Here is a 12,863-nt window from a genome sequence, read left to right on the forward strand (position 1 = left end):
TTTTTATAACTTGATCCACATCAATTTTTTTCCGGGCGAGGCCCCCTATACTGAACTCATCAACACAAGGGAGGACGTCAACATGAAATTTGAACGTTGGATTAGAAACCATACGAATCATTTGACGGTAATAACGGGAATCTTAATCGTTGCGGGCTTGGGAGCCCAATGGTTGGGGGCAGCAACCCTCAGTCAATGGCTACTAGCGATTGCGTCGGTGATTGCCGCTGTACCGGTAGTGATTAACGCGATTGAAGCTCTGCGCTATAAAACCATCAGCATTGAATTGTTGGTCAGCATTGCCGTAATTGGGGCGTTTATCATTCAAGAATACGCCGAATCAGCGGTAGTCACTTTCCTATTTCTCTTTGGGAGTTATTTGGAAAACAAAACCCTGGCTAAAACCCGCCAATCAATTAAGAAATTAACCGAAATGGCACCGACCACGGCTAACGTAGTACAACCGGACGGCTCGATCAGCGAAGAAGACGTTGATTTCTTAGATGAAGGTGACGTTGTGTTAGTCAAAACTGGTGGGCAAGTACCGGTTGACGGAACGATCATTTCTGGTGCTGGCTACGTAAATGAAGCTTCGATCACTGGAGAAGCTAAGCCAGTGAAGAAACAGGTAGGCGAAGCGGTATTTTCTGGTTCCCTACTAACTAACGGAACCGTTCAAATCGAGGCGACGAAGGTCGGAGATGAAACCACCTTTGCTAAAATCATTGAACTGGTGGAAGAAGCGCAAGACGCCAAGTCACCAGCTGAGAAATTCATTGATCGGTTTGCAACGTACTATACGCCAGCGGTGCTAGTACTAGCGCTACTGGTGTGGCTGTTCAGTCAAGATTTCAAGTTGGCCATCACCGTGCTGGTGCTAGGTTGCCCAGGCGCATTAGTCATTGGCGCCCCAGTGTCTAACGTGGCCGGTATCGGCAACGGGGCCAACCACGGGGTCTTGATTAAGGGCGGCGACGTCATGGCTACTTTGGCGAAAGTCGACACGTTTGTTTTTGATAAAACCGGAACGTTGACCCGCGGGGAAACTACCGTCTCGGCTTACCGACAATATGGGAATGCGCCAGCGGTGTTGCCGTTGGTGGCTAAGGTAGAACAGCAATCTGACCATCCACTGGGTAAAGCTATCATAGATTACGCTGCTGACCACGCCGAACAGGTGGCAGTACCACAGATTGAACAAGTCGCCACTATCAAGGGGCAAGGCTTAGTCGCCACCTTAGAAAACGGCGAACAGTTATTGGTGGGGAATTTACGGTTATTAACCGCCAATCAGGTATTAGTAACTACAGAACAAGAAGCCGCCATGCGCGAACTGCAACAAACCGGTAGTTCTACGGTATTAGTCGCCTTGAACGCCAAATTAGTTGCGTTGATTGGAGTAGCTGACCAAATCAGACCGGAAGTAGCTACCCAATTAGGAGTGCTACGTAATTTAGGGGCCCAACAATTAATCATGCTGACTGGGGATAACCAAGCCACTGCCCAGGCAGTAGGGGACCAGCTAGGATTGGACCGGGTAGAAGCAGAATTATTGCCTGAGGACAAATTAACGATCGTCAAAGAGTTACAAGCTGCCGGCCATAAAGTGGCCTTTGTCGGAGACGGTATCAATGATAGTCCGTCGATTGCAACTGCTGATATTGGGATCGCTATGGGCGGTGGAACTGACGTAGCGGTAGAAACTTCCGATGTGGTGCTAATGCGTTCAGATTTTGCGGAACTAGTGCATGGTTACGGCCTAGCGCAGAAAACCATGGCCAACCTAAGAGAAAACATTACGATTGCGATCTTGACCGTGGGCTTCTTATTAGTTGGGTTAATGTTGGGTTACATCTACATGGCTAGCGGGATGTTGGTTCATGAAGGCAGTATTCTCGTCGTAATTTTTAATGCTATGCGCTTATTAAAATACCAAGTAAAAAAAACAAAACTTGACGCAGATCAAGTTAATTCAACTAACAACGTCTTACAATCTAAGTAAATAATCCAGAGGAGGTCATGATTATGAGTCGTGCGATTTTACAACTAGATGGGTTGTCATGCCCATCATGTATGACTAAGATTCAAAACGCATTAGGGCAACAAGCAGGAGTGGAAACGGTTAAAGTGCTGTTTAACGCTGCTAAAGTTAAAGCCGATTTTGATGCTGACCAAGTGAACGCTGACCAATTGGCGGCAGTGGTTACCAATCTCGGTTACGAAGTTAAAAACGTGAAAGTTAAAGAAGCCTAGGAGGAATAAAAATGTCAGAATTAACCCCAGCCCAAATGTGGGCCAATGAACAAACACAAGCAGATCAGGATCACCATACTCCCACCGCGGGAGCCATGACGGGACACATTGTCGCTAACTTAGAAGTTCTAAGCCACAAATTGATGCAGGCTAGCTGGTACGTTACTGGTTTAAATCGCTCAGCCCTTCGCGAACTGTTCGCAAACCAATTGCAGCAAGCGCAAACCCAACTATTTGAATTGGGCCAAGTCTTGATTGATGAAGGTGAAATGGCACCTAGTACCGCTCAAGAGTTTGCAGATTACAGCATGTTAGAAGAGGCTGGTGAGTTAAAATACGAAACGGCTGAACGAATCGTTGATCAATTAGCTCACGATTACTACACCGAAAACCTTTTCGTTACCCGGGCTATCAAGTTGGCTGAAAAAGAAGATCGACCAGTTTTGGCTGGTTACCTAACCACCTTGCTAGGTAGCAACAACCACAACATCGCAGAATTACAAGCAATGCTTGGCCGTTTCGGCTTGGCTGGCTTGGAAGAAGAGGATGACGAAGATTAAATAAAAAGCATTTCAGTTGGACTGAAATGCTTTTTTGTTGCTTATGGCCAAATTATTGCTGTTTATCCCGAAATGAATTTCAATGTTTGATTACCCACGGATCGGTAAGAATACCAATGATAATTAGGATAATGCCAATTATTTTGGTTGTCATTGTGGTTTGTGTTAGAAATAAAATCAGACCAATCACAAATGTGGCAGTTGATAGTATTTGTTTCACTTTATATCTCCTTCCCATTTTAAGCCGTAGTTTCATTTTGATTGTTCGCGATTTAATTGAATAGCCATAGACTCAAATTATAAACAATGATGAAAACAGCCATGTAAGGCCATTCAACGGTGTTACTTGGGAAAAAGGTAAGCATTATTAAATAGAGGATAATAAAACTAAAAGATACGGTAATGCTTTTAATCATTTTTTGTTTAGTAGACATAAAATACCTCTTAATTAGAATGGTTAATTATTACTAGTGAAAGACTACTTAATCCAGCAAATATTTTTCATTTTGATTTGATAGTAAATCATAAGCCGCCTAGAGAGACAACTAAATATTTACTTTAACTTTAGGGGTATGCCCCATTGCGATAGTTGGGAGTTTTAGTGTCTAAAATGTTATCTTCTTTTTTATATATTATTTTCTTATTCTATTAATCATTTTAATTGTCCAGTAAGCAATAGCGTAGATAGATATCATTATTCCAATAAATGTAATTCCAAAGCTTATATACCAAACAATTATACCTATTTGACTTAATTTTACTGGATAGTAAATGAATAGCAAAGGTAAACAAATAATATCCGCAATTAATGCAACAACCTGTGAATCAACTTTATCTTTCGATTTTTTTTCTTTTTGTTTTACTAAGTAATTTATAAAATAAACTGAATTTGTACTAGTAAATATAGTTAAAATTCCTAATAGTAATCTATATTCAATCGATTTATTAAGATATACCGTAAAATACAATCCTGCAATTATTACAAAAAAATTAATAGCTAATAGATATTTATAATTTTTGATTGTCTAGACCATCCTTTATAATTTTTTTATTTATAGTCATAATTTTCTTCAATATTAATTATTTAATTCCCTAATTCCCGATCAAGAATCTGGTGCGTTATATAACATTAATTAGATTCAATTATTTTTTGTTTGGTAGACATAAAGTTCCCTTTTACTGTTAAAGTCAAAAGTTCGCGAATTAGTTCGTTACTTGTTCAAATAAATCCCAAATGGAAGCATTGGACGAGGATTCAGCTTTTAAATATTTTGATCAGATAAACAGCCCACCCAACAGACACACTCGTGAAGAGCACATTAGAATTTAATGTTAAGAATACGACTGAAATAACTAACCAAATTAAGGTTGAAAATAGTGCTCTATTTGTTCTAGTCTTCATTTTTATCATTGCCTTACCATTTAACAAATTAATATTGACGCCAACATGACTAGATTATCTTAGATATTATTAATACGCTAGAACGCCGTAGTTTACATCAAGTGATGTAAACTGCTACGTTCCCCCCGTTACTGTTAAAGTCAGAACTAGTTGCAAACCAATTGCATCAATCATAACATCGCAGAATTACAAGCAATGCTCGGTCGTTTTAACTTGGCTGGTCTGAAAGAAGTGAAATAAATAAAAAGGTATGGAAACCCAAATTGATTTCTCTACCTTTTTGTTTAAGATAACTTCAATGACTACTATGAAATTACAATTAGATTTTAATGACAACTGCTAAGATAACCAGAATATTTAATAAATTATCTAAAGTAAGAATGATCCATAGTGTATGCGGTTATATGATTACGACCTAAATAATGAACTCCGAATGGATAGCCACTTCTATCACTAAGTTTCATTTGATATTTACCGTTACCTATATAACGCCATTTTTTTACTCTTGCTATACCGGCACCATTTCCTTTGAACTTAACTGAATGAGCGTAAAAGTGTATGGTGTTTCGATATCCATATTTTGAATACCAAGTGTGACGTAATCTGTGGGTAAGTGCCTTTTTAGTCCAAGCACTTGCACTTGCTGATGGCTGAATGGAAATAGCTGATAAGCTTAATCCTAATGTGGCTGTGGTAATAATGATACCTAATTTTTTCATTAATCAATCTCCGTCTCTATGTATTAATAATTATATCGCTATTATTTTAACACATATTACATCTTATGAATAAAGCTGATGATTTTTTACTAGTTAATTCAACTTTCGGTAGATTACAAATTTAGTCCGAATTTTTGGACAAATTTGTCAGCATAACCTGATACGGTGTTTGCCAGTCGAGTATTTTAAGCGGTCGCTGGTTAATTTGGAGTAACGTCGTCGTTAAATCTTGAGCACTAATGTGCTCAAAACGAGTCCCTTTAGGATAAAAATAACGTAAATTCCGATTAAAGCGTTCATTACTACCACGTTCAGCTGGCGTATAAGCATGGCAGTAATAGGTCTTAATACCATATTGTGATTCAAGTGATACTAGCCCACTAAACTCAGTGCCACGGTCCACAGTAAAGCTGTGCACCGGACCATTAAAAGTGGTTAGGAACTTAGTTAGTGCTTCATTAACAGTCGCTGTCGTCCGGTCTTTTAACCGGTATGCCCAAAGGAATCGTGATTTGCGATCGATTAAAGTTAATAAAACTGCCTTACTATGCCCACGAGGACCAACGACTGTATCTAGTTCAAAATCGCCGATGCGATTACGTTGATTAATCATCATGGGACGCTGTTCAATTGATCGCCCCAAAGATTGATTATATTTGGATCGTTGGTCAACGTTACGCCGTTGGCGTACGCCATGTTCAGGTAGATCATTCAAAGAGAAACCAATTCTCCCCTGATTTAGCCAATTATAAATAGATTTAGTAGCTAGTTTAAATTCGTGAGCAATCATTCCTGGTGACCAGCTTAGCCGTAAATGGTTGAGAATTTTTTGCTTTAACTCATCGCTCAGCTTAGTTTTCCGACCACATCGTGATCGCTTGTATTCGGCATCTGTTTGTGCTAATTCAGCCTGATAAGGTTGACATCGAGATAATTCATAAGAAATTGTTGACGGTGATCGGTTCAGCCGAACGCCCATTTGGATATTGGACAGTCCTAGTTCACAAAAGGTTTCGATTTTAATTCGTTCGGAATAGGTTATACTAGACAAAAGATCAGCTCCTAAAAGATGGGTTTGTGGTAAACACCATTTTAAAGGAAGCTGATCTTTTTTGTCCGAACAGCGTTCGGATTAATTTTACAATCTACCTTGTTAGTTTCTTCTATTATTAGGTAGTAATATTTTGAAAATAGAAATATAATTAAAATAGGTAGTAATATTTTGAAAATAAAAATATAATTAAAATAAGCAACTATTCAGGGGGGCTCTAAATGAAAGGAATTATTCTTGCAGGGGGATCCGGTACGCGACTGTATCCAATTACGCGAGCGATTTCAAAACAATTGATCCCGATTTATGATAAGCCAATGATTTATTATCCGCTATCGACATTAATGTTGGCAGGAATCCAAGATATTTTGGTTATTTCAACGCTTGTTGATACGCCACGGTTCAAAGAACTGTTAGGTGATGGTCATGATTTGGGCTTGAATCTATCCTATGCTGTCCAAGAAAAGCCGAACGGTTTAGCTGAAGCTTTTATTTTGGGTGCTGATTTTATTGGTGACGACTCAGTTTGCCTGATTTTAGGTGATAATATTTATTATGGTAGCGGCTTATCCAAGATGCTTCAACATGCTAGCGCTAAGCCGAAGGGGGCCACGGTCTTTGGTTACCATGTCAATGATCCGGAACGGTTTGGTGTCGTTGACTTTGATGAAAATATGCATGCAAAGTCCATTGTTGAAAAGCCTGTACACCCAGCTAGTAATTATGCTGTCACGGGAATGTATTTTTATGATAATCAAGTCGTTGATATTGCGAAGAATATTCAACCATCACCACGTGGTGAATTGGAGATTACGGATATCAACAAAGTTTACTTAGAACATAATGAGTTAGATGTTGAACTCATGGGACGAGGGTTTGCCTGGCTTGATACTGGGACCCATGATTCATTACAAGAAGCAAGCAGTTTTATTGCAACTGTTGAAAGACGTGAGAACCTAAAAGTGGCTTGTCTCGAAGAAGTGGCCTATCGGATGGGCTATATCGATGCTGATAAAGTGTATGAATTGGCGCAACCATTGAAGAAGAATGATTACGGTCAATACTTATTAAGATTAATTGGGAGGGCTTAAATTTTGGGCAAATTAAAGGTAACAACGACTAAGTTACAAGATGTTAAGATTATTGAACCAGCAGTTTTTGGTGACAAGCGCGGGTTCTTTACGGAAACTTACTCTGACCGTGATTTCAAAGAAGCTGGAATTGATTTTGATTTCATTCAGGATAATTAATCATTGTCAGCTGAAGCGGGTGTTTTGCGGGGACTGCATTTTCAACGTGGCAAGGCAGCGCAAACTAAATTAATTCGCGTGGTGACTGGTGCCGTACTTGATGTTATTGTGGACGTTCGTGCTGGCTCACCTACGTACGGTGAATGGGAAGGCTACATTATCTCTGAAAGTAACCACCGTCAATTGTTAGTCCCCCGTGGTTTTGCCCATGGCTTTGTGACATTGACTGATAATGTTAATTTCTTATACAAGTGTGATAACTACTACAACGCTGAAGTTGATGGTGGAATCACCTTTATGGATAAAGATTTAAATATTAACTGGCCTATTGATTACGATCAAGCTATTACTTCTGAAAAGGATGCTAAACAACAGACCTTCAAAGAATTTGAACAGAATAATCTGTTTGTTTACGGCGAAATTTAAGGAGACGTCATGGAAAACTTATTAGTTACCGGTGGTGCCGGCTTTATTGGTTCTAACTTTGTTCACTATGTTTATAATCATCATCCCGAAGTCAAGATTACAGTATTAGATAAGTTAACTTACGCTGGTAATCGGGCCAACTTGGAAGAAATTCTAGGCGACCGGGTTAAATTAGTTGTGGGTGACATTTGTGATGCGCCCTTAGTTGATGAATTAATGCAACAAACTGACGCGGTTGTCCATTACGCCGCTGAAAGCCATAATGATAATTCATTGAAGGATCCATGGCCATTCATCGAAACGAATATTATTGGGACTTATACGCTGATTCAATCCGCACATAAGTTCAACAAACGCTTCCACCATGTTTCCACTGATGAAGTATACGGTGATTTACCATTACGGGAAAATTTACCGGGCCATGGTGAGGGTGTTGGCGAGAAGTTTACACCAACTAGTCGGTATAAGCCTTCCAGCCCATACTCTTCATCTAAGGCCAGCAGTGATCTCTTAGTTCGGGCTTGGGTGCGTTCGTTTGGTTTACAAGCCACCATTTCAAACTGCTCAAATAACTATGGCCCTTATCAATATATTGAGAAATTTATTCCACGCCAAATTACTAATATATTAAGTGGTATTCGGCCAAAATTATATGGTAGTGGTAAAAATGTTCGTGACTGGATTCACACGAACGACCATTCTGCGGCCGTTTGGGATATTTTAACCAAGGGTAAGATTGGTGAGACCTACCTGATTGACGCCGATGGTGAAATGAACAATAAGGACGTCTTGGAAATGATTCTTGAATTAATGGGTCAGCCTAAAGATGCTTATGATGTTGTTAAGGATCGTCCCGGCCATGATTTACGTTATGCTATTGATTCAACCAAATTACGTGAAGAATTAGGATGGCAACCAGAATTTACTGATTTCAGTACTGGATTACAACACACAATTGATTGGTATACTGACCATCAAGACTGGTGGCAAGCAGATAAGAACAAGGTTGAATCAAACTACGCCAAGAACGGGCAATAATAGTGTGAAATGCTAGAGGAGGAGGTTTCTAAATGTCAAAAGTTAATGATTGTTGGTGCCAATGGTCAGTTAGGTCATGAGTTACAACGACTATTAAATGAACAAGGAATTGCATTTGACGCGCTGACTGAAAAAGAATTGGATATTACAGACTTGGACGCAGTCAAAGCTAAGGTTGCGGAATTACAACCTGTGGTCTTATATGATTGCGCAGCTTACACAGCAGTTGATAAGGCCGAAGATGAAGGCAAAGCCTTCAATTGGCTGGTCAATGTTGATGGAACAAAAAATTTAGCCCAAGTAGCAGCTGAACAGGATGTTAAATTGGTTTATGTTTCTACTGACTATATTTTTGATGGCACCAATAAAGGTGAATATTTAGAAGATGATCCAGCCAATCCCAAGAATGAGTACGGGCGTGCTAAGTGGGCTGGTGAAGAAGCCGTTCGTCACAATGGTGCTGATTATTATATTGTTCGAACTAGTTGGGTTTTCGGCGAATTTGGACATAACTTTGTCTTCACAATGCAAAATTTGGCGAAGAATCATGACAAGTTGACAGTTGTTAATGATCAAATGGGACGGCCAACTTGGACGCGAACATTAGCAGAATTTATGGCCCACCTGGTGAAAACTGAAGCCGCTTCAGGAACCTATCAATTAAGTAACGATAATACAGCCACTTGGTATGACTTTGCGAAGGAAATTTTGAAGGACACTGATGTTGAAGTAGTACCAGTTACTTCTGAACAATTCCCACAAAAGGCTTACCGGCCACAGCATTCGGTGATGAACTTGAGCAAGGCCAAAAAAACTGGATTTATAATTCCTGACTGGAAGAGTGCACTTGCAAAGTTTTTATCGGAGTAAAGGTTGTGTGACCCTATGCAAGATAGAGAAAAAATAGAACATATTTTTATAGATATTAGAAGCAAAAAGCATGATTTGAGTTATCGCTTTATTAAACGCCTATTTGATATAGTTGCTAGTATTTCAGCACTTCTTTTATTAACGCCCGTTTTTCTAATAGTAACTATTGCAATAAAAATCAGTAGCCCAAGAGAAAACGTTTTTTATGTGCAAATACGCCTTGGAAGAAATGAAAAGCCATTCAAAATGGATAAGTTTCGGTCAATGGTGTCTAATGCTGATAAAATTTTGTCTCATTTAAAAAGCAAAAATGAAGTCAAAGGGGCAATGTTTAAAATAAAAGATGATCCGAGAGTAACCAAGATTGGTCATTTTATGCGAAAACACAGTGTAGATGAGTTGCCTCAGTTGTTAAATGTGTTAATTGGAAACATGAGTTTAGTTGGCCCTAGACCACCGTTGCCGATAGAGGTTGCAGAATATACGGACTATGCCAAACAGCTATTAATTGTAAAACCAGGCTGTACCGGTCTGTGGCAAGCAACGGTTCGAAATAGTGTTGGCTTTAATGAAATGTTAAGATTAGACTTGATATATATATCACCGTTGTTTATGGCTTGACTTTAAGATCATCGTTATGACCTTTAAAGTTTTTATACGTCCTGATAATGCATATTAAAAGCTTATTTTAATTTTAATAATCAAAACTTCCAGTGATTATGAAGTACTATGGTGATTAAATTGGCGAATTGAAAACGGTACTTTGTAAGAAGCTAGTGTTCACTGTTTAAGCTAAGCCATAATAATCAGTTTGTCGTTAGTAGCATCAATACACAATTCAATTTCATAAGGCTGTGTTTTCTGTTGCATTTGATTAATTGATTCTTGCCTAGTACTTTGTAACGACTACGTAAGTCTACTCTCAAAGTTAATGCGTGTATTTTAAAAAACATATTTTGAATATATTATAGAAATTGAAAGTTCATATAAATTCACGAATGTTTAGTGAAAAAATATCGATTGGTGAAACACATAACATTAAAATAGCAAACATCATATAATAATTTATTTATATTTTATATTCAAGGAGATAATGAAATGAAACCAAAAATATTATTTGTAGTAGAATCTATGGGTGGGGGGGTTTTTACTTACATTTACAGTTTGGCAAATAGATTAAGCAATAACTATGAAATCTTTATTATATATAATACTAGAGAGGAAACACCTGCCAATTATAAAGAGTATTTTAATAAAAATATTAATTTGATTCAATTGAATAGTTTCACTCGAAAGCTGAATTTATTTAATGACTTACGATCACTAATAAAAATAAAAAAAATAGAACATTGTATTAAACCAGATATTATACACTTGCATTCATCAAAAGCAGGAGCACTTGGAAGGCTGGCTTTTTTCAACTACAAGGTGCCGGTCTTTTACACACCACATGGTTACAGTTTTCTAATAAGTAATATTGGTCCCTTAAAAAGAAAAATATACTACTTTATTGAGTATGTACTGTCTAAAATGGGGGCCACAACGATTGCCTGTAGTAGAGGTGAGTATGATATATCGTTAAAGTTTTCTAAAAATTCTCTCGAAATAGATAATGGAATAGATATTAATGAAATTCATACAATGCCAATAGATAATCAGAATAAAACTAGGAAAATATACACTTTAGGACGAATTACAAATCAGAAAGATCCTAAAACTTTTAATGATATAGCTTTGAAGCTACCGGATTCAGAATTTTATTGGATTGGCAGTGGGGAGCTTAAGCATGAACTAACAGCACCTAATATTAAAATAATTAATTGGTTACCCAAGAATGATGCGTTAGAGATAGCAAATAAAGCGGATATATTTTTATTAACATCTAAGTGGGAAGGCTTATCTATTTCATTGCTGGAATCGATGTATATGAAAAAACTATGCGTAGTGTCAAACATCCCAGAAAATAAATGTGTAATCACTAATGGATTCAATGGATATACATGTAGTACTATAGAAGAATATGTAAAAGCCATTAATACATCCAATAGTAATTATGATAGATGCACTTTGCAGGCACATGATGATGTCATTAACAACTATACACTTGAGTATGCTGCTCGGCTTTACAGTGCCTGTTATCAAGCATCTATGTTAACTAGTTAGTATGTTTTAGAAAGGAAAAATAAAATGTTTAAATACTTGGCAGTGATTGTTACTTATAATAGAGCTGAAAAATTAAAAAGAGAAGTAAACAGTTTACTGCTACAAACAGTAAAACCTTCAAAAATCATAGTTGTTGATAATGATTCATCGGATAATACGCATGATTATATGACCGCATTGGCACGTGATAATTCTAAGATAGTATATAAAAAAATGAATAAAAATTGCGGTGGAGCTGGTGGCTTTTATGAAGGGATAGCGTTAGCAAAGAGGTTTAATGTAGATTGGATAGCGTTAGCTGATGATGATGCTATTTATGATAAAGAATTCTTTAAAAATATAGCTCTAGCCTCTCAAAAGAATAATGATATCTTTTGTTTCACAGGATCTGTGAGATATCCAACTGGTGAGATTCAGTTAGATCATAGAAGACAAACAAGAGAAAAAATATTTATTCATCAAAATAATATACCAATTGAATGTTATCAACAGAATTTTTACTTGCAAGCATTCTCATTTGTTGGTGTTGTTATTAACAAACATATGGTAGATAAAGTTGGATTGCCAGAAAGGGAATACTTTATTTGGTGTGACGATACTGAATATTCTCTACGTGTCAATAAATATACGCCAATACTTAATATCTCTGCAGCTATTGTATATCATGATACCAAAAAAGATTCTAACAATAAGTATCAGGGGTATATTCCTAATTGGAAATACTATTACGGACTGAGAAACAGTATTTTAATGAACAAAAAGCATTCTAAGCATCCTAGTATTTACAAATTCTTTTTATTTTTCTTGGAAATCAAAAAGATTGTGACTCCCTTAGTGAAATATAGATATTATCACCCATATATTTTTAAAACAATGATTATGTATCATAAAGCATTTCATGATGGGGAAAATAGTATTTCTGGCATTAATAGTCAATTCTTACCAAAGAAATGATGTGATTATGAGATGATAATCTATAAAAACGCAATTAATTTTATGGAATATTTGTTATCAATTATTATTGTTATAGAATTTGCCAGTGTATATTCACATTTTGATTCATATGTAAGCAATATACTAAATGTGTTCACTATAATGATATTGTTGCTATTAATAGTGACTTCCTTTCTC

At 37.3% G+C, this 12,863-nt stretch carries 10 protein-coding genes and 2 pseudogenes; 10 read left to right on the forward strand and 2 right to left on the reverse strand.

Annotated features, from left to right (window positions below; all coding sequences use genetic code 11):
- The first annotated feature begins 82 nt into the window (after window positions 1-82).
- The 3 genes from OXT66_RS01530 to OXT66_RS01540 are packed head-to-tail and all read left to right on the forward strand — an operon-like array spanning window position 83 to window position 2,813.
- Window positions 83-2,002 carry a heavy metal translocating P-type ATPase gene (locus OXT66_RS01530; RefSeq protein WP_268595311.1) on the forward strand — a complete coding sequence of 640 codons (1,920 nt, stop codon included), beginning with the start codon at window positions 83-85 and terminating at the stop codon, window positions 2,000-2,002.
- A gap of 23 nt (window positions 2,003-2,025) precedes the next feature.
- Entirely contained in the window at window positions 2,026-2,253 is a 228-nt protein-coding gene (locus OXT66_RS01535; protein ID WP_054672032.1) for a heavy-metal-associated domain-containing protein, read from the forward strand.
- Window positions 2,254-2,264: 11 nt separating this feature from the next.
- Window positions 2,265-2,813 carry a ferritin-like domain-containing protein gene (locus OXT66_RS01540; RefSeq protein ID WP_268595312.1) on the forward strand — a complete coding sequence of 183 codons (549 nt, stop codon included), beginning with the start codon at window positions 2,265-2,267 and terminating at the stop codon, window positions 2,811-2,813.
- 1,767 nt (window positions 2,814-4,580) lie between these two features.
- Here OXT66_RS01540 and OXT66_RS01545 read toward each other — a convergent pair.
- Entirely contained in the window at window positions 4,581-4,934 is a 354-nt protein-coding gene (locus OXT66_RS01545; protein WP_268595313.1) for a hypothetical protein, read from the reverse strand.
- A 121-nt stretch (window positions 4,935-5,055) separates the two neighbouring features.
- Entirely contained in the window at window positions 5,056-5,985 is a 930-nt protein-coding gene (locus OXT66_RS01550) for an IS30-like element ISLpl1 family transposase (RefSeq protein ID WP_003561810.1), read from the reverse strand.
- A 221-nt stretch (window positions 5,986-6,206) separates the two neighbouring features.
- On the opposite strand from OXT66_RS01550, the gene rfbA reads away from it, so the two are divergent.
- The 7 genes and pseudogenes from rfbA (at window position 6,207) to OXT66_RS01585 (ending at window position 12,686) form a co-directional block, all read left to right on the forward strand.
- Window positions 6,207-7,076: a glucose-1-phosphate thymidylyltransferase RfbA gene (gene rfbA, locus OXT66_RS01555; RefSeq protein WP_268595314.1), complete on the forward strand. Its 870-nt coding sequence runs from the start codon at window positions 6,207-6,209 to the stop codon at window positions 7,074-7,076.
- A 3-nt stretch (window positions 7,077-7,079) separates the two neighbouring features.
- Window positions 7,080-7,661 (forward strand): annotated as a pseudogene (gene rfbC / locus OXT66_RS01560) (dTDP-4-dehydrorhamnose 3,5-epimerase).
- A gap of 9 nt (window positions 7,662-7,670) precedes the next feature.
- Window positions 7,671-8,699, forward strand: a complete 1,029-nt coding sequence (gene rfbB, locus OXT66_RS01565; RefSeq protein WP_268595315.1) for a dTDP-glucose 4,6-dehydratase — start codon at window positions 7,671-7,673, stop codon at window positions 8,697-8,699.
- 45 nt (window positions 8,700-8,744) lie between these two features.
- Window positions 8,745-9,569 carry a dTDP-4-dehydrorhamnose reductase gene (rfbD, locus tag OXT66_RS01570; protein WP_268595316.1) on the forward strand — a complete coding sequence of 275 codons (825 nt, stop codon included), beginning with the start codon at window positions 8,745-8,747 and terminating at the stop codon, window positions 9,567-9,569.
- Between the two features lie 15 nt (window positions 9,570-9,584).
- A pseudogene (locus tag OXT66_RS01575) lies at window positions 9,585-10,248 on the forward strand (sugar transferase).
- Window positions 10,249-10,667: 419 nt separating this feature from the next.
- Window positions 10,668-11,732: a glycosyltransferase gene (locus OXT66_RS01580; RefSeq protein ID WP_268595317.1), complete on the forward strand. Its 1,065-nt coding sequence runs from the start codon at window positions 10,668-10,670 to the stop codon at window positions 11,730-11,732.
- A 24-nt stretch (window positions 11,733-11,756) separates the two neighbouring features.
- Window positions 11,757-12,686, forward strand: a complete 930-nt coding sequence (locus OXT66_RS01585; protein ID WP_268595318.1) for a glycosyltransferase — start codon at window positions 11,757-11,759, stop codon at window positions 12,684-12,686.
- Window positions 12,687-12,863: the final 177 nt, after the last annotated feature.

The sequence above is a fragment of the Lentilactobacillus senioris genome (genome assembly GCF_026798195.1).
In the GTDB taxonomy this organism is placed as follows: domain Bacteria; phylum Bacillota; class Bacilli; order Lactobacillales; family Lactobacillaceae; genus Lentilactobacillus; species Lentilactobacillus senioris_A.